This is a genomic window from Salmonirosea aquatica (assembly GCF_009296315.1).
Classification (GTDB): Bacteria; Bacteroidota; Bacteroidia; order Cytophagales; family Spirosomataceae; genus Salmonirosea; species Salmonirosea aquatica.
Window position 1 is genome coordinate 437,302 of the sequence record NZ_WHLY01000002.1, and the last position, 17,133, is coordinate 454,434.

16 protein-coding genes are annotated in these 17,133 nt (G+C 50.4%); 5 read left to right on the forward strand and 11 right to left on the reverse strand.

Annotated features, from left to right (window positions below; translation table 11 throughout):
• Positions 1-43: 43 nt before the first annotated feature.
• The gene (locus GBK04_RS02745; RefSeq protein WP_152756637.1) at positions 44-1,621 is read left to right on the forward strand and encodes a SulP family inorganic anion transporter; all 1,578 of its coding nucleotides are present in this window, start codon (positions 44-46) and stop codon (positions 1,619-1,621) included.
• 102 nt (positions 1,622-1,723) lie between these two features.
• Here the strand turns inward: GBK04_RS02745 and GBK04_RS02750 are convergent, their stop codons facing one another.
• Positions 1,724-4,012 carry a TonB-dependent receptor gene (locus tag GBK04_RS02750; protein ID WP_152756639.1) on the reverse strand — a complete coding sequence of 763 codons (2,289 nt, stop codon included), beginning with the start codon at positions 4,010-4,012 and terminating at the stop codon, positions 1,724-1,726.
• Between the two features lie 181 nt (positions 4,013-4,193).
• Entirely contained in the window at positions 4,194-7,253 is a 3,060-nt protein-coding gene (locus tag GBK04_RS02755; RefSeq protein ID WP_373330666.1) for a methylmalonyl-CoA mutase family protein, read from the reverse strand.
• On the opposite strand from GBK04_RS02755, the gene GBK04_RS30275 reads away from it, so the two are divergent.
• Positions 7,248-7,373, forward strand: a complete 126-nt coding sequence (locus GBK04_RS30275; protein ID WP_373330667.1) for a hypothetical protein — start codon at positions 7,248-7,250, stop codon at positions 7,371-7,373. The genes GBK04_RS02755 and GBK04_RS30275 overlap by 6 nt on opposite strands.
• Here the strand turns inward: GBK04_RS30275 and GBK04_RS30280 are convergent.
• The gene (locus GBK04_RS30280) at positions 7,340-7,594 is read right to left on the reverse strand and encodes a cobalamin-dependent protein (RefSeq protein WP_373330668.1); all 255 of its coding nucleotides are present in this window, start codon (positions 7,592-7,594) and stop codon (positions 7,340-7,342) included. The genes GBK04_RS30275 and GBK04_RS30280 overlap by 34 nt on opposite strands.
• Before the next feature lie 276 nt (positions 7,595-7,870).
• Here GBK04_RS30280 and GBK04_RS02760 point away from each other — a divergent pair, with 276 nt between their 5' ends.
• A complete protein-coding gene (locus tag GBK04_RS02760; RefSeq protein WP_152756641.1) occupies positions 7,871-8,527 on the forward strand; it encodes a hypothetical protein in 657 nt (218 codons plus the stop codon).
• Between the two features lie 16 nt (positions 8,528-8,543).
• Here the strand turns inward: GBK04_RS02760 and GBK04_RS02765 are convergent, their stop codons facing one another.
• The 8 genes from GBK04_RS02765 to GBK04_RS02800 all read right to left on the reverse strand — a co-directional run bounded on the left by GBK04_RS02765 (position 8,544) and on the right by GBK04_RS02800 (position 15,307).
• Positions 8,544-8,984 (reverse strand): hypothetical protein, encoded by a 441-nt coding sequence (locus tag GBK04_RS02765; protein ID WP_373330669.1) that lies wholly within the window; start codon positions 8,982-8,984, stop codon positions 8,544-8,546.
• 33 nt (positions 8,985-9,017) lie between these two features.
• Entirely contained in the window at positions 9,018-9,458 is a 441-nt protein-coding gene (locus GBK04_RS02770) for a hypothetical protein (RefSeq protein WP_152756643.1), read from the reverse strand.
• 53 nt (positions 9,459-9,511) lie between these two features.
• The gene (locus GBK04_RS02775; RefSeq protein WP_152756645.1) at positions 9,512-10,054 is read right to left on the reverse strand and encodes an RNA polymerase sigma factor; all 543 of its coding nucleotides are present in this window, start codon (positions 10,052-10,054) and stop codon (positions 9,512-9,514) included.
• 78 nt (positions 10,055-10,132) lie between these two features.
• Positions 10,133-11,089: a transketolase family protein gene (locus GBK04_RS02780; protein WP_152756647.1), complete on the reverse strand. Its 957-nt coding sequence runs from the start codon at positions 11,087-11,089 to the stop codon at positions 10,133-10,135.
• A gap of 187 nt (positions 11,090-11,276) precedes the next feature.
• On the reverse strand, positions 11,277-12,143 hold the full coding sequence (locus GBK04_RS02785) for a transketolase (RefSeq protein ID WP_373331436.1): 867 nt from the start codon (positions 12,141-12,143) through the stop codon (positions 11,277-11,279).
• A gap of 78 nt (positions 12,144-12,221) precedes the next feature.
• The gene (gene bcp / locus GBK04_RS02790) at positions 12,222-12,671 is read right to left on the reverse strand and encodes a thioredoxin-dependent thiol peroxidase (RefSeq protein ID WP_152756651.1); all 450 of its coding nucleotides are present in this window, start codon (positions 12,669-12,671) and stop codon (positions 12,222-12,224) included.
• Positions 12,668-14,602, reverse strand: coding sequence for a M23 family metallopeptidase (locus GBK04_RS02795; protein WP_152756653.1), 1,935 nt, complete (start codon positions 14,600-14,602; stop codon positions 12,668-12,670). The genes bcp and GBK04_RS02795 overlap by 4 nt, the downstream gene beginning before the upstream one ends.
• A gap of 93 nt (positions 14,603-14,695) precedes the next feature.
• Positions 14,696-15,307 carry a fumarylacetoacetate hydrolase family protein gene (locus GBK04_RS02800; RefSeq protein ID WP_152756655.1) on the reverse strand — a complete coding sequence of 204 codons (612 nt, stop codon included), beginning with the start codon at positions 15,305-15,307 and terminating at the stop codon, positions 14,696-14,698.
• 164 nt (positions 15,308-15,471) lie between these two features.
• Here GBK04_RS02800 and GBK04_RS02805 point away from each other — a divergent pair, with 164 nt between their 5' ends.
• Positions 15,472-16,299: a M48 family metallopeptidase gene (locus GBK04_RS02805; RefSeq protein WP_152756657.1), complete on the forward strand. Its 828-nt coding sequence runs from the start codon at positions 15,472-15,474 to the stop codon at positions 16,297-16,299.
• Positions 16,300-16,445: 146 nt separating this feature from the next.
• On the forward strand, positions 16,446-17,057 hold the full coding sequence (locus GBK04_RS02810) for a C40 family peptidase (protein ID WP_152756659.1): 612 nt from the start codon (positions 16,446-16,448) through the stop codon (positions 17,055-17,057).
• Positions 17,058-17,133 lie beyond the last annotated feature (76 nt).

Consider the following 17,133-nt stretch of genomic DNA (forward strand, 5'->3'; position numbering starts at 1 on the left):
CCGATTCGACCAGTCAAGAAAAATTCACACAAGCAAGCCAAGTATGTCTGAAGTCAAGAAAAATCTATTTGCCAATTTAAAGTCCGATCTTCCCGCCGGGCTGGTCGTCTCCCTTGTGGCCCTACCTTTGTGCCTGGGGATTGCCTTAGCCTCCACGGGGCGTCCTGACCTTCTGTTCTCTGGAATAATTGCGGGTATCGTCGGGGGCATCGTCGTAGGCTTTGTAAGTGGTTCGCCCCTGGGAGTATCGGGGCCAGCGGCGGGCTTGGTAGTCATCGTGCTTGGAGCCCTGGAATCACTAGGCAGTTTTGAGGCTTTTCTGCTGGCGGTGGTGCTGGCCGGTGTGATCCAGATCGTTGCGGGTTTTCTGAACGCGGGGATCATCGGCTACTATTTTCCTTCGTCGGTGATCAAGGGTATGCTGGCAGCAATCGGCATCACACTTATCCTTAAGGAAATCCCACACGCATTCGGTTACGACAAGGATTTTTTTGGAGATGACGCTTTCACGCAGTTCGACGGTCATAACACCTTCACTGAAATTTACTATTCGATTCGTTACAGCCATACAGGCGCCATCATCATTTCTCTGGTTTCGCTGGGACTCCTGATTCTGTTCGAGCGGCCCTTCATGAAGAAAATCCAGTTGTTCAGGTTTCTGCCAGGTGCGCTTTTCGTGGTGGTGCTGGGCGTCGTACTCAATAAGTTATTCCCGGCATTACAACCCGAATGGGCATTGCGGGGCGAGCACCTCGTACAACTGCCGGTGGCTTCCAATGCGCAGGAATTTCTCAGTTTCTTTACGCTTCCCGACTTTTCGGCTTTCACCAACCCCCATGTGTATACCGTGGCTTTTACATTGGCCATCGTAGCCAGCTTGGAAACCCTCCTTTGTGTGGAGGCAACGGACAAGCTCGATCCCTACAAACGTAATACACCCACTAACCGGGAACTCAAGGCTCAGGGAATCGGAAACGTAGTCTCGGGGCTTATTGGAGGGCTGCCCATTACTCAGGTAATCGTGCGAAGTTCTGCCAATATCAGTTCGGGGGGGAAAACCAAACTCTCCACTATTTTTCACGGTCTTATCCTGCTCGTCACCGTCATCTTCATTCCCTACTACATGAACATGATCCCGCTCGCTTCTTTGGCGGCCATCCTGCTGCTGGTAGGCTATAAACTGTCGAAGGTGTCGCTCTACAGGAATATGTATAAACTCGGTTGGGAGCAGTTCATCCCCTTCATCGTTACCATTTTGGCCATTCTGATGACCGATCTGCTGAGAGGTATTGCCATTGGTATGGTGGTAGCGATTTACTACATTCTGCGCAAGAATTATAGACACTCTTACTATTACAAGAAAGAAAAGCACCAGCAAGGCGATGTCATTACGCTCCAGCTGTCCGAAGAGGTAACTTTTCTAAACAAGGGCAGCATTGATCATACCCTGCAGAATCTGCCCCATAACTCGACAGTAGTCATCGACGGTTCCAAATCATTGGATATTGATTACGATGTACTGGAAATCATCCAGGACTTTAAGAATCATACCGCTCCTTCACGCAACATCACCGTTAAAACGAAGAATATCAAAGGCGTGGAAGTTACGGGTGGGCATTGAGGAATAAGATGTAGTACTAACAAGCGGTGCGCCCCTACCCGATGACAGCGAGCGTTCGTCTCTAATGGAGCCGAACGCTCGCTGTATTAAAACCAATCTGCTCTATTTCAGATAGTACGTCAAGGCCAGGCGGGCGAAGAAAGGACTACCGGCAGTGAAGTGGATTTCTTCCACGGGTTGGGTTTCGTTTTTCAGGCGGCTCTCGGTAGCAAATTGCGTCTCTTTCCATTCGGTATTGAAAATATTCAGGATGGAAAGTCCTAGGTTGTACCTTTTCTGGGTGTAATTCAGCTGCGCGTCGGCTATAAAGTACCCCTTCGCCACGATGCTGTTGTCCTCATTGGCGGGACGGTCGCCCATATACCGGTACCGCAACGATCCGTTCCAGCCCGTGGGTTTGCGGAAGGTGAGCCCACCGGTGGAGGTACTCCGCGGAGCCAGGGGAATGTAATTCATGCCCACTTCCTCGTCCACCGAGCGAGGATTGGTGACGTTGACATCGGTATCGAAATACAGGTACCTTCCGATCTGATAACGTACTGAAAGATCGATCCCCTGCCGCACGGTCCGGCCACTGGGTTCCACTACCCCCTCATCACCTACATACACAAATTCCTGCTTCAGCCATAGGTACCACGCGGCGGCATTGATGTATAGCTTGGGAAAAGGCTTCCAGTTGATTCCTAAATCGGTACCATAGCCAGGGGGCAGAATGTCTTTGCCACCCTGCGGTACCACCACCCGGACATCGTTGGAATGAAAACCTTTCCCGGTATTGAGGTATAGTTGGATATTACGGAAAGGTGTGTAGTACAGGTTTACTTTGGGAGAAACTATTCCGGCCCCAACCGACCCCAGGGTACCTGACAGCAAATTATCATACTTGTTTTGGAAGTAATCGTAGCGTAGCCCGGCATTCAGACTCAGGCTATTACTGAACGTAAACGTCTCACTCACAAAAGCCCCGATGCTGGCTTCATTGATATCGCCCAGCTGCAATGGGTCGGTCACGATGGTACGGTTTACCGTTCGTGAAAGCTCCGTGTTGTCGGTCAGGTCCTGGCGGTAGTTGACGCCCGCGCTGAATTCGGCGGGGGTATTGCCCCAGTAGGCCGTTTTGGTATAGCTACCGTTGTACCCGAACAGATTTCGATTTTCCTTCTGCCGAATCTGGTCGCCATTGATGGGATCATTCAGGAAAAAAGTAAAATTGGAATACAGTTCAAACTGATAATGGGAATAATACACCTGATTTTTCAGCAGACCTCCACCGGGCGTTTGGGTGGTCAATTGCAAGTTGGCATTGGTGCGGGACGTTAGCCCGCCTTCAGTATCGTCGATAGCTCCATAGTGTGAAATTAGTCCCGCGGCGACAGCCCGGTCGGGGATCTGGCCCGAATGGTTCCACTTGGACCAGAAATGGGACAGCGAAGCCGTGAGGTAGGATCGTTCCTTGATCCGGATGTTGTACTTGGCCAGACCGTTTATTCGCTTAAAATGCTGGGGTGAATCGAAATAGCTGTTGCTGAAATTATATTCACCGGCTACGTAAGCCGATTCGCCTTTTTCTTTTTTTGCGGCACTAAGTAGATCCAAAGCCCCCACCGCCCGGTAGGTGTCAAATTGCCCTACTTCGGCCTTGACAAAACTTCGGTCCAGTACATCCCGGGTTCGGAAGTCTACCCACCCGGCCGTGGCAAAGTCACCTTTATCCACGGTATAGGGGCCTTTTTTGAAATCCACCCGATCGATGAGTTCAGGAATGATGAAATGCAGGTCAGCATAGCCCTGCCCGTGGGCATGCGAAACCATGTTAACGGGCATCCCGTCGGCAGAAATATTGATGTCGGTGCCATGGTCGATATCGAAGCCCCGCAGGAAGATTTGCTCGGCTTTCCCACCTCCGGCGTGTTGGCCGATGAACAGCCCCGGCACAATACGAAGTACCTCCTGAGAATTCTGAATGGGCCGTACGTTGATGTCAATCTGACTGATGGTTTGCTGAGCATGAGCCATGGGAGCCTGCACACTTACCTCCGACAACTCCACCGTGCCCGATTTCATGAGCACGTCCAGCAGGGTACTTTCGCCGTCGCGGATCGTGAAGGATTTCTGCATTAATTCAAAACCCACATAGGTGACGCTCAGCGAGTAATTACCGGGATCCAGGTTTCGGATTTTGAATTCACCGAGCGTGTTCGTAATAGTCGAGATTCCCAGTTTTTCAATCGTAACCGTGGCCCCTTTTAAAGGTACCCTGGTATCCTGGTCATACACAAAACCATTCAATGTGCCAGTATGGGCAAAAACTTGTAGACTGGCAAGAACCACCAACCAGGAAAGGAAGAAGCTCTTTTTAATTCTACGGCGAGTTTCGTAAATTATTTTCATATATCGGTTTTTGGCGGTTCAGGCTGGTTAACGAAGAAAGCACCAGGCAGGCAGACGATTTGAGCATCCTGATAAAAGAAACATACCCGCACCAAGCGCGAGTTACCCTCCGAATGTCTAGCTGATAAGGTACAGTATGTTATATACGACTCTGCGAGCAAGAAAGATTAAGGAGGGTACCTTACATATTCCGACGGTACTGCCCTCCGGCCCGGTAGAGTACCGATGAGAGCTGCCCCAGCGTACACACCTTCGTAGCTTCCATGAGGTGCTCGAAGATATTTTCTCCCCCTTGCGCCGCTTCGAATAGCATGTGAAGGGCTGCCTGCGCTACCTCTTCATTTTTTCGCTGGAAATCCAGTTTTGACTGCACGGCGTATTGCTTTTCGTCCTCATGAGCCCGAATCACCTCGCCGGGCTGCACGGTGGGTGAGCCTTTGGGATCAAGGTAGGTATTGACCCCGACCAGAGGTAGCTCACCCGTATGTTTTTTCATTTCATAGTGCATGGATTCGTCTTGAATCCTACCGCGCTGATACATGCGCTCCATCGCCCCCAGTACCCCACCCCGTTCGTTCAGACACAGGAACTCCTGGTACACGGCCTCTTCGACCAGATCTGTAAGTTCTTCCACAACAAAAGAGCCCTGTAATGGATTCTCGTTTTTGGTCAGGCCAAATTCTTTATTGATAATAAGCTGGATCGCCACCGCCCGGCGCACACTTTCCTCGGTGGGCGTGGTAATAGCCTCATCGTATGCATTGGTATGGAGCGAATTACAGTTGTCGTACACGGCCAGTAAAGCCTGTAAGGTTGTACGAATGTCGTTGAAAGCTATTTCCTGCGCGTGGAGGCTGCGACCGGAAGTCTGGATATGATACTTGAGTTTCTGGCTACGCTCGTTGGCTTTGTACTTGAATTTCATGGCTTTGGCCCAAATCCGCCGCGCCACTCTTCCCAACACTGTATATTCGGGATCCATGCCATTGGAAAAGAAGAACGAAAGATTGGGAGCGAAGTCATCAACATGCATGCCCCGCGCCAGGTAGTATTCCACGAAAGTAAAGCCATTGGACAAGGTGAACGCCAATTGCGAAACCGGATTGGCACCCGCCTCGGCGATATGGTACCCTGATATGGAAACCGAATAGAAATTCTGCACCTGATTCTGTACGAAATGAGCCTGGATATCGCCCATCATGCGCAAGGCAAATTCGGTGGAGAAAATGCAGGTATTTTGAGCCTGATCTTCTTTCAGGATGTCGGCCTGCACGGTACCCCGCACTTTTTTCAAAGTACTGGCTTTTATCCGGGCGTAGGTGTCGGCGGGTAGTACCTGATCGCCTGAGGTACCCAGCAGTAGCAAACCCAGTCCATCGTTTCCTTCGGGCAGGTTGTCAAGGTACCTCATGGCGGGGGCAGTGTCGAACGGTTGCAGCCATCCTTCAGCTATGCCTTTCTCCACCCCGCCTTTTTCTTTAATGTACAGCTCGCATTGCTGGTCGATGGCGGCATTCAGAAAAAAACCCAAGAGCATGGGAGCCGGACCATTGATCGTCATCGAAACGGACGTAGCGGGATCGCAGAGGTTAAATCCGGAATACAGAATTTTGGCATCGTCCAGCTTGCAGACGTTCACGCCTGAGTTGCCCACTTTCCCGTAAATGTCCGGGCGAAAATCGGGATCTTCGCCGTAGAGCGTCACCGAGTCGAAGGCCGTCGAAAGCCGCTTGGCTGACATACCCCGCGAGACGTAATGGAAGCGGCGGTTGGTCCGGTCGGGGCCGCCTTCACCGGCGAACATCCGGGTAGGGTCTTCACCCTCGCGTTTGAGGGGAAACACCCCTGCCGTAAAAGGAAATTCCCCTGGCACGTTTTCGGTCAGCTGCCAGCGAAGAATATCACCCCAATCCTTATACGCAGGCAGAGCTACCCGGGGTACCTTTAGTCCCGAAAGCGTTTCTGTGAATAGCTGTTGCTCGAGTACCTTACCCCTGACCTGGAACTGGTAAACGGGCTGGGCGTAGCGATGCTTCATCTCGGTCCAACCGTTGAGCATTTTCCGACATTTGGGGTCAAGCTTCGTTTCGGTTTCAGAAATTAATTCTTCAATCCCATCGATAAGCCCTTTCCCTGAGAACCCATCCTCGTTTCCTAGCATTTCCCGCGTCCCGGTCAACTGGTAGAGACGCGTGGCCAGTTGGCTTTGTGACTTTACGAACTCCGCGTACGAGCGCGCCGATTCCACGATTTCAGCCAGGTACCTTATCCGTTCTGCGGGAATTATGGCAGAAGTTTGCGTCGAATCTTTTTGCGGTATCTCCTGATTTCCCTCTGCTTTTTCCACTTCCTCCTCCCCGTTTTCTAATTCTCTCAACAACCAGGCAAAGAGAGCATCCATACCCGGATCATTAAATTGGGACGCTATGGTTCCAAAAATGGGTAGCGACTCGTCGGTACTTTCCCATAGCGTATGATTGCGGCGATACTGCTTACGTACCTCGCGCAACGCATCCAGCGAGCCCCGTTTGTCAAATTTGTTGACGGCGATAGCGTCCGCAAAATCCAGCATGTCTATTTTTTCCAGTTGGGTAGCGGCACCATAGTCGGCGGTCATGATATACAGACATAGATCAGCAAATTCCGTAATTTCCGTATCCGACTGCCCGATGCCTGACGATTCCAGTATAATCAGGCTGTACCCGGCACGCTGGCAAATAGCGATGGCATCCCGCACGTACGGACTCAGACTGCGGTTTCCCCCACGGGTAGCGAGCGAGCGCATATATACCCGACCGTTATGAAATTCCGGGTTGAGGGAATTCATGCGAATCCGATCGCCAAGCAGGGCGCCTCCTGACTTGCGCTTACTGGGATCGACCGAAAGGATAGCGACCGTTTTCTGGGTATCTTCCAGCAGGTACCTCCGCACGAGCTCATCCACTACCGACGACTTACCTGCTCCGCCGGTACCCGTTATTCCCAGCACCGGGCTTTTTCCAAATGATATAGGTAAGGTACTGAAGAGTTGTTTATAAGCAATAGGATCGTTTTCTGCAACGGTTATCAGACGGGCTACCGCACTTTCTCCTGAGATTTCAGGTGAAGTAAAGGGTAACGTGTCACCTTTCCATTTCAATGGAAAATCACAAGCTTGCAGCAGATCGTCGATCATGCCCTGCAAACCCATCCTGCGGCCGTCGTCGGGCGAATAAAGGCGTGTGACACCATAATCGTGCAACTCATTGATTTCGTGGGGCAGAATGGTACCCCCTCCACCGCCGAATACCTGGATATAACCCGCATTTCTCTCGCGCAGCAGGTCGATTATGTATTTGAAAAACTCAACGTGTCCCCCTGATAGCTAGTGATCGCGATACCCTGTACATCTTCCTGTACCGCAGCTTCCACAATTTCGAGGGCCGAGCGATTATGTCCCAGATGGATCACCTCTGCCCCGGAAGCCTGCATGATCCGACGCATGATGTTGATGGCTGCGTCGTGTCCGTCGAAGAGGCTACCTGCCGTGAGGATGCGTATCGGGTACCTGTATTTTTTCACGTTCAATTCATCCGCCTTCATTTTCTTATAAGGTTTTATGACTGCCTGGGCCGTACCTTCTGTTGCTATGCCAAGCGAGCGTATATCTTTTCTTGAAATCCGATGAATTTACCACGATATCATCACAATCCAACTCCTGGGATGAAGGAATGCTTTACAATTACGCAATGTTTTTGTAGATTAATGCCAGGATGTGATGCAGTTGAAAATAAGGCAGGAGTTCGATCATTAAATCCCATCCAGTTGATTAAGGGCATGGTTATTGCTCACTTATCCACTAAAAACCCTCCCTTGAATATGCCAGACATTTCCAAAAAAAACCGCGAGTCGCCAAAAATCAGAAACAATCCCAAGATCAAGCTACTTAAAAAGAACGCCCGCCAAAGGAGCTTGCTTGAAAACCTGGAGTCTGATAATACGTACCAGGATTTGGAGGAGATTATGGCGGGTATCTCAGAGGACACCCTGCTGACTGAAGACAAGAGCGTGTACCATCTGAAAGGGAAGTACGAACGTTATTGGCTCGACCGGACGAAAAATATTCTTCACAAAGACATACTCATCATCCAGCCCAATGGGAACGTAGTGATTCGCTCTCCTAGAAACATCTACCATGGCGAGGCTTACTACTTCCTCAATTCCCAACTACAGCTCGACATCTACCTTCAGAACGATGAACTGCGCATCGGACTGACCTTACTGGGTTATGTAGGACGCCACGACATCAAGGATATCCGCTGCATCCACGTCCTGAGCCTTTCGTCAGACCCTGACCTCAACCCCGTTGTCAATTATGAAATTCTGGTACCTGCGTTGCAGTTGGATGTGATTACGCTGCCGCAACTCATCGAAGTCGACAGCCTGGAATTCATGAAACTGACCCATAGGTACCCTGAGCTGTACCCGGGTTTGCAACGCCGCCATACCTCGGCTCCGGCCCGCGTCGACTGGTAGAGGGGTACCTTTGGGATTATTTCAAACGCTGCAGGAGCATGTCATTGAAGGTACGTTCGGCTTTATACAGCTCAACGAGTTGCTTGGCCGAAATCACGGTCAGGAACCGGGCCTGATATTCCTTGTCCAGTTCCAGTTGTTTCTGTTTTAGGTCCTGTACTTCCTTCAGGTTATTCATAGCCTGATCGTCGGAAGCCCCTTTTTCGCCGACCAGCTGACGCATGGAACGATGAATGCTCCGTTTTTTTTCGGAGAACTCATTGTAAATGGGCCAGAAGTCTTTGGATTGCTCCGGGGTCAGGTTGATGCGATTGGTAATGATCGCAATCTTGGCGTCCTGAATCTTCCTGATTTCTTCCTCGTTGCGGCGTTGTCCGTAAGAATCAGAAAAAGAAAAAGTCAGCATGGTAAGCAAGAGGGCCGATAAAATGCAAAATTTGCGGTGCGTGGTATTCATGGGTAAATGGGCTATGTACTTGAAAAGAATACGTTAAATGGTCTCATCCAGCAGGATATCATCACTGAGCTGGTTACGTAGAAAATCCCTGTCAAGCCCGTCCAGATAGTTCATTACAGTTGAATCGGTATCAAAAGCTGTCTGTACGGCGTTATTCTCGCTCAGATCATAATAGCTGATGTTTTCATCGGCCAGGTATTCCAGAATGGCTTCGTTGCTCACCTGGCTAAGGCGCTCGCTACCCAGCGGTCCCTGCTGTTGGGGGTAAGTGAACCAAACGAGGGCAATGATCAGGCTCATGGCTGCCGCCAAGGCCGCCGACCGCTGCCACGACCAGCTCACCCACGGACGCCGTTCGGGCGTGGCAGGTATGCGGGCCTGAATAATAGCCGGAAGCTTGTCGAAGTACCCGTCGGGTACCTCAAATGGAACGTGGCGTTCCAAATCATCGAGTCGTATTCGCTTGTCTTTCATGGTCATGTTCTATTCGCAATCTCCTGCTAGGACAATATTCGGGTAGCAGTAGTTTAATCGGTACCGTTTAAATAATCCTCGATTTTCTTAGTGGCCCAGTGGTATGAAGCCTTTAGGGCCCCTACCGAGGTACCTGTCACTTCCGACATATCTTCATAGGGCATTTCTTCAAAATAGCGCATATTGAAAACAAGCCGCTGTTTTTCGGGTAACGTCAGAATCGCCTTTTGCAGTTTCAATTGAATTTCGTCCCCTCCGATCAGCGGATCACTTTCCAGTTTATCGGCCAATTCACCCTCCACGTCATTGATAGGCACGAAGTAACGACGGCGCTTCTTTTTCAGGAAATTGATGGATTCGTTATGGGCAATCCGGAAAAGCCAGGTGTAGAGTTTAGAATCGCCCCGGAAATTCTCCAATGCACTCCATGCCTTAATGAACACCTCCTGGGTGATGTCGTTGGCGTCATCGTGGTCAATGACGATTTTACGCACCAGCCAATACACTTTCTGCTGGTAGGTACGCACAATCTGGTTGAAGGCATTCCGGCGAGTATCCGGGTTTCGGTAAAGCGCTAAGAGTTCTTCGTCGTTCATTCAGTTGACAGTGGACAATTGACAATTGACAGTGGGAAAGCTTCAAAAAACTGTCCACTGTCCGCTGTCAATTGTCAATTAACCCTTCCTTTCAATCGCCCGCTTGGCAGCGGCTACGATGTCCTTGGCAGTAAGCCCATACTTCTCCATCAGTTGGGCGGGGGTACCGCTTTCACCGAAACTATCGTTGACGGCCACGTACTCCTGAGGCACAAGCTGATTTTTGACCAGTACCTGCGCAATACTGTCACCCAGCCCACCCAGGCGGTTGTGTTCCTCGGCCGATACCGCACAGCCCGTTTTCTTGACCGATTTCATGATTGCTTCTTCATCGAGCGGCTTTATCGTATGGATATTGATAATCTCGGCGTCGATTCCTTCTTTTTCCAGCATTTCACCCGCCTGAATGGCTTCCCATACCAAGTGACCCGTAGCGAAAATGCTCACATCTTTTCCTTCATTCACCATCCAGGCTTTACCAATCTCGAATTTCTGATCAGGGTCGGTGAAAATAGGTACCACCGGACGGCCAAACCGCAGGTACACCGGCCCTTCGTGCTCGGCAATGGCCATGGTAGCGGCTTTCGTTTGGTTATAATCGCAGGGGTTAATGACCGTCATGCCGGGCAGCATTTTCATCATGCCCAAATCTTCCAGAATCTGGTGCGTTGCACCATCCTCTCCCAGTGTTAGGCCGGCGTGCGAGGCACATATCTTCACATTCTTATTGGAATAGGCCACGCTCTGCCGAATTTGGTCGTACACCCTTCCCGTGGCGAAATTAGCAAATGTGGTAGCATAGGGAATTTTGCCACCGATGGTCAGTCCGGCGGAGACGCCGATCATGTTAGCTTCCGAAATGCCACACTGGAAAAACCGCTCGGGATTTTCCTTAATGAATGGATCGAGTTTCAACGAGCCCACCAGGTCGGCACACAGGGCTACCACGTCAGGATTATGCTTGCCTAGTTCATGCATGCCGGCGCCAAAGCCGGAGCGTGTATCTTTCTTTTCAGTATAGGTGTATTTCTTCATGTTTATATCAGTTTCAGGGATGAATTAATTTTCAGCCAATTGTTGTAGTTTTTTTAAATATTAAGCACTAATAGGCTTGATGATTTCCAAATCAACAAGAAATTTGTAATTCTATATATGGAGTTTTTCCAGCTTCATCCAGTATATAATCTAGCTGACCACTGTTAGCTCTCAACTGTCAACTAAATTAATAATCACCCATTGTTTCATCCAGTTGATCTAGTGCGGTGGCAAGTTGCTCGTCGTTGGGTGCTACGCCGTGCCATTTGTGGCTACCCATCATGAAATCTACGCCGTAGCCCATGCCCGTTTCGAGCAGTACCATCACGGGTTTGCCGTGACCCGCTTTGCTACGGGCTTCGGTGATTCCTTTTACGACAGCGGCCATATCGTTGCCCTGCTCGATGTGCATCACTTCCCAGCCAAATGCCTTGTATTTTTCACCCAAATCGCGGTTGTTCATCACTTTGATGGTAGGTCCGTCAATCTGTTGGCCGTTGAGGTCAATGAATGCGATGAGGTGGCCGATTTCGTGGTGTGGCGCGAAGTTAGCCGCTTCCCAGACCTGTCCTTCCTGCTGCTCGCCGTCGCCCATCAGGACATATACCAGGTGATCGTCCTTATCGAGGCGTTTCGACAAAGCGGCTCCCATGGCGACCGACATGCCTTGCCCCAGCGAACCGGAGGCTACCCGGATTCCCGGCAGGCCTTCGTGCGTGGTCGGGTGTCCTTGCAAGCGGGAGTCTATTTTGCGGAAAGTGGCCAACTCTGACACCGGAAAGTACCCCTTGCGAGCCAGCACGCTGTACCATACGGGCGAAATATGGCCGTTGGATAGGAAGAACAGATCTTCATCCTTGCCGTCCATGTCGAACACTACTTCACCCTCTTTTTCTTTCAAATGCATTTGGTCGAAATAGAGCGCTACAAACAATTCGGTGCAGCCCAGTGATCCACCCGGGTGGCCCGATTGGCAGGCGTGTACCATACGGACGATGTCGCGCCGCACCTGAGAAGCTATTTTTTCTAATTCTTTGATTTCCATGTTTGAGATTAATTTTGAATGACCAAATGAGTGAATGAAAGAATCGCGTTTGATTTCAATTCTATCCTATACTCAATCAGCCTATCTTTAAGAAAGTATTTGACTTGTGTGTTCTTTGGTGTTCACTTTGCTGATAATGTCCTCGATTTTTCCCTGCTCATCGATGACGAAGGTTGTACGGATTGTTCCCAGGTAGGTACGTCCGTAGTTCTTTTTCTCACCCCATACGCCGTAGGATTCCACAACTGCGTGGTCGGTGTCGGCGATGAGCGGGAAGGGTAGGTCAAATTTCTTGATGAATTTCTGGTGCGACTTTTCATCGTCCACGCTAACACCGACTACCGCGTAGCCCTGCGCCAGCATGCGTTCGTAGTTGTCGCGCAGGTCACAGGCCTGAGCTGTGCAGCCGGGAGTATCATCTTTGGGATAAAAGTACAAAACCAGTTTTTTGCCTTTGAAATCGTGCAGGCTGATCGACTGGCCATCCTGGTCTTTGGCCGTAAAATCGGGGGCGGAATCGCCAACTTGAAGTGTCATCGTCTTGTGCGTTTACGAGGGGCTGGTTTAGGTTTGGGTTCTTCGATTTCGACCTGCAAGATAGTACTATTTCCGGCCCGATCCGTTACTTCCAGGCTCAATTCGCCCGCAAATTCCTGTCCTTCATCCAGTTTTTCCGACCACAAATAGCTGCTTTTGTACTCATAATTCAGCAAAACCCACTTTCCCCCTACCAGGGCCCGAAAAGTACTGATACCCGACCGATCGTCATGAATATAGGCCCGTATGTTGCCTTTACTGTGTTCCACCAGATTGATCCGAGGCGGAATCGTATCGTGCATAACCACGAAGGTACCTAGTTCGCGGGTACGGAACGCGATGACATCGCCGAGCCAGTTGCCCCCCAGGTAGCTGTATCCCCCGCCGTTGACACGGTACACGCCTGCCCGCTCGCGCCGCGTAATCGGCCCTTCGGAACGGTAGCGCACGTCCATATAGTGGCGGAGCGGAATTTCGGGTTCGTTGATTGTGAGTGCGTTGTAGCGCTGTCGTACCGTTAAGTGGAGCGTATCGAACAGAGTTGTGGAGTCGAAGCGGATCACTACGCCATCCAGGGCGTACTCGGTAATTCGACCGGGCGCAATGCTTTTTTTGTAATCCAGGGCCAGCACCTTACTACCTACCTGCGCCGAGTCGGGCATAAACTCACGCAGATCGGTCAGAAATACAGCATTATTATTAACATAGTAAGCCGGATCTTTCTGGATGCGCAGGCGGTTCGAGAAAAATGTCACAAAGGGTGTGCTGCTTTTGTAATTCGGAGCGGTTACTTTCAGTACATTATCCTGCATCTCGGCGCTGAGGGTACCAGTAAAGGGTACCTCTTCGGTCGGTGGGATCGCTGGCGCATTGACTTCGCCCTGTACGGTAAATTTGAGCAGCGCCGAATTTTCGTACGAATCAAAAATCTTGATGGTGATTTCGTGTTCGAGGGTATCTTTAATAAAAAGCCGCCCCTGGTACGCCCCCGTTTTGTACAGATCGAACACATTGCCGTCGGGATTGTAGCAACGGTAAAACCTGGCGCCAGTTTGCTGTTCGGTGCGGTAATCGATCAGATTGTTGTAGTCACGGAATACGTCACTTGGGAATTTTTCCATGTTGTAGGTAAAAATCTCCTTGCCGTCCATCGAGATTTCGATGCAGTGCAACCCGTACCGAAATCCCGTACCCGTCATGTAGTCGTAAGCCTGCAATTCGATACCTACCTGTCCGGTAGCCCGAATGGGTTGGCTGATGCGGTAAATTCCGTCTTTTTGTTTGACCGGTTTGAAAACTTGCCGCTCAAATTGCGCATTGACACGCGAATCAATCGTAGCAGGGCGAAGCGCTACGGCCATGAAAGCCGGAGAGGTATTATCCTTCAATTCCCGAAACTCAAATTCAAGCGGATTGAGGTGATTGTCGCGCGAATCCCGAATTTCAAAGTGCAGGTGCGGCCCCCCCGAGCCGCCCGTGTTGCCCGACAAAGCCATGATTTGTCCCCGTTTCATTGGAAATTGATTCGGTTGCGGATACAGGTCTACATAAAAATCCTCTTTGGCGTATTGTTCGCGGCGCACATAAGCGGCCAGCGAATCCGAGAATTTCTGCAAATGCCCATAAACCGTAGTCAGACCGTTGGGATGGCGCAGGTAGATGACGTTCCCATAACCTGTACCCTGTACGGCTACGCGGTATACATAGCCATCGGCCGCAGCGTGTACGGCCAATCCTTCGCGCTGCTGGGTACGGATATCCAGCCCGCCATGAAAATGGTTGGTACGCAGGTCGCCCAGTACCCCAGCCAGGGTGTTGGGCTGTCCCGGAGTGATGGGAAACACAAAATAGTTTTTGGGATAGGACTCTTTCTGAGCCTGTGAAGTCAATGCAATCAGTACAAAAACTACTGTCGAAACGATTCTATTCAATACGAACTATTTTTGAAGAATGGACAAAGGTGCCCGCACATCGAGATACTTGTTGATTATTTTCTAAACTTCTTCCGGTTCCTCAAGGTACCCCTACTTAACGTTCACGACCAGCATCTCCTTGCCTTCGATGGATAACTTCAGCGTGTCGCCTATTTTCACAGCCGCCACCCCTTTGGGGGTACCTGTAAAGAGCAGATCGCCTTTTTTGAGCAAAAAATACTGGGAGACAAACGAGATAAGGTAGTCTATCTTGTAAAGCATCATATTCGTGTTGCCTTCCTGACGGGTTTCGCCGTTCACGTCGAGTTTGAAGGCAATATTCTGCACATCGGCAAACTGATCTTTGGGTACAAACTCTGATACAGGCGCTGAGCCGTTGAAGGCTTTGGCCAATTCCCAGGGCAAGCCTTTGGCTTTGAGCTTGGATTGTAAGTCGCGGGCAGTGAAATCGATGCCGATGCCGATTTCGTCGTAATACTTATGGGCAAACTTTTCCTCAATATTCTTTCCCACTTTATTAATCTTCACGACAATCTCCACTTCGTGGTGAATGTCCTCCGAGAAGTCAGGATGGTAGAAATCCTCGACGGGCCGCGGCACGGCCGTTTCGGGTTTCATAAAAATGACGGGCGCCTCGGGACGCTCATTGTTAAGTTCTTCGATATGATCCGCATAATTCCGGCCTACGCAAATAATCTTCATGGGGAAAGAAGTTAAAATGTTTTCGGATAAAATTCCCTACCTGCATTCGCATTTGGGCAAAACTACTGACATTCCGTTGGGTGGCATAATCTTTTTTCGACGAATTCAGAAAATTGGACCTGAGGCATCTGCGGTCCATACAAAACATTTAATATTTCCGAAAAATGAAAAGATTCAGCGTGGCCCTCATTGCGGCCTTTCTATTTACAATAGCCTGCCAGAGGGTACCCCTTTCGGGCAGAAATCAACTGATGCTGGTCAACAGCAAGGATTTGCTACCCATGAGCTTCAAAAGCTACCGCGAGTTTTTGGACACCAATAAAGTGGACCGTTCGGGGGCCGAGGTGACGATGGTAAAACGTGTGGGGGTACGGATTCAGAAGGCCGTAGAAGACTATCTCCGCGAAAATAACAAAAGTGAAATTCTGAACGGCTTCCAGTGGGAATTCAACGTAGTGGAAAGCAAGGAAGTCAATGCTTTTTGTATGCCGGGCGGCAAGGTGGTCTTCTATACCGGAATTCTGCCCATCTGCAAGGACGAAGCAGGGGTAGCGGTGGTCATGGGCCACGAGGTAGCGCACGCCATCGCCAGCCACGGCGCCGAACGCATGAGCCAGGGTCTGCTCTCGCAAGGTATCCTGACCGCCGGGCAGGTAGGGCTGGGCGTAGCGATGTCCAACAAACCACAGCAAACCCAGCAATTATATAACAGCATTTACGGAGTAGTGGCCCCTGCTGCCACGCAGGTAGGGTATCTGCTGCCCAACAGCCGCCTGCAGGAATCAGAGGCGGACCAACTGGGGCTTATTTTCATGGCCAAAGCGGGCTACGATCCGCAGAACGCCGTAGAATTCTGGACTCGGATGGCGGCGCAATCAGGAGGTTCCAAACCACCCCAATTCCTATCTACCCACCCTGCGGACGCTACCCGAATCCGGGATTTGAAATCGCAAATGGCCAAAGCCGAAAAGGTATATAAACAATCCATGTAGTGGTGCCATTTCACACATTCAGCATAACCACATTGATGCTAAAAAAAGGCCAATCCAGAACGGGTTGGCCTTTTTTTAGCATTTAAAAAGACCATTTTCCAGCTTGGATTCGTTATTTTTGGAAATAAAACCAAACCATTAACCGCATGAAGAGATCCATCTCCACTCCCATTCCGTTTTTCTCTCTCCTGCTTTTCAGTCTTTTATTACAGTCCTGTGCGGTTTTCAAAAGTTCACCTTATGTACCCCCCAATCAAAGAGCTTCCGCGAAACGTCCGACTTCGCATCGGGGTCCAGCCAATCGTGGCCCAGCCAAAAATACGGTAACCGCCCGGCCCGTCAGCCGCCCCACCGGCCCTTACGCTCAGCACGTGCGGGAGGTGATCAAAGGAGCTCGCAACTATACCGGAACACCTTACCTGCTGGGTGGTAACGACAACCTAGGCATCGATTGCTCGGGGCTCATCTGTACGGTCTATAATAATCTGGGCTATAAGGTACCCCGCATTTCATGGCAACAAGCGGAGTTCGGACGCGATATTCCCCGCGTCGAGGATATTCAGCCGGGCGACTGGATTTTCTTCGTGCCCGAATCCGGCCAGGAAGGCTATGTGTCACACGCAGGCATTGTGACCGAAGTGCGCGGCAAGAACGACATTCAGTTTATCCATGCATCATCTTCCCGCGGGGTACGGGAAGACAATCTTTTTTCCAACTATTTCAAAAATCGATTTGTTAAAGCGCTGCGGCCTTTTTAGTACACAGCTCAAATCCTGCACTTGACATACAATTATTGTGGCTTCGCTCTGATTTCTGCATCTCCGCGTTTTGGCA

Excerpts from the sequence above, each read along its gene's own strand:
- GBK04_RS02775 (WP_152756645.1), bottom strand. The coding sequence starts at position 10,054 with ATGAACGACGAAGAACTCTTAGCGCTTTACCGAAACCCGGATACTCGC.
- GBK04_RS30280 (WP_373330668.1), bottom strand. The coding sequence starts at position 7,594 with ATGAAGGCGGATGAATTGAACGTGAAAAAATACAGGTACCCGATACGC.
- GBK04_RS02750 (WP_152756639.1), bottom strand. The coding sequence starts at position 4,012 with ATGAAAATAATTTACGAAACTCGCCGTAGAATTAAAAAGAGCTTCTTC.
- GBK04_RS02760 (WP_152756641.1), top strand. The coding sequence starts at position 7,871 with ATGCCAGACATTTCCAAAAAAAACCGCGAGTCGCCAAAAATCAGAAAC.
- GBK04_RS02770 (WP_152756643.1), bottom strand. The coding sequence starts at position 9,458 with ATGAAAGACAAGCGAATACGACTCGATGATTTGGAACGCCACGTTCCA.
- GBK04_RS02800 (WP_152756655.1), bottom strand. The coding sequence starts at position 15,307 with ATGAAGATTATTTGCGTAGGCCGGAATTATGCGGATCATATCGAAGAA.
- GBK04_RS02745 (WP_152756637.1), top strand. The coding sequence starts at position 44 with ATGTCTGAAGTCAAGAAAAATCTATTTGCCAATTTAAAGTCCGATCTT.
- bcp (WP_152756651.1), bottom strand. The coding sequence starts at position 12,671 with ATGACACTTCAAGTTGGCGATTCCGCCCCCGATTTTACGGCCAAAGAC.
- GBK04_RS02805 (WP_152756657.1), top strand. The coding sequence starts at position 15,472 with ATGAAAAGATTCAGCGTGGCCCTCATTGCGGCCTTTCTATTTACAATA.
- GBK04_RS02765 (WP_373330669.1), bottom strand. The coding sequence starts at position 8,984 with ATGAATACCACGCACCGCAAATTTTGCATTTTATCGGCCCTCTTGCTT.
- GBK04_RS02810 (WP_152756659.1), top strand. The coding sequence starts at position 16,446 with ATGAAGAGATCCATCTCCACTCCCATTCCGTTTTTCTCTCTCCTGCTT.
- GBK04_RS02780 (WP_152756647.1), bottom strand. The coding sequence starts at position 11,089 with ATGAAGAAATACACCTATACTGAAAAGAAAGATACACGCTCCGGCTTT.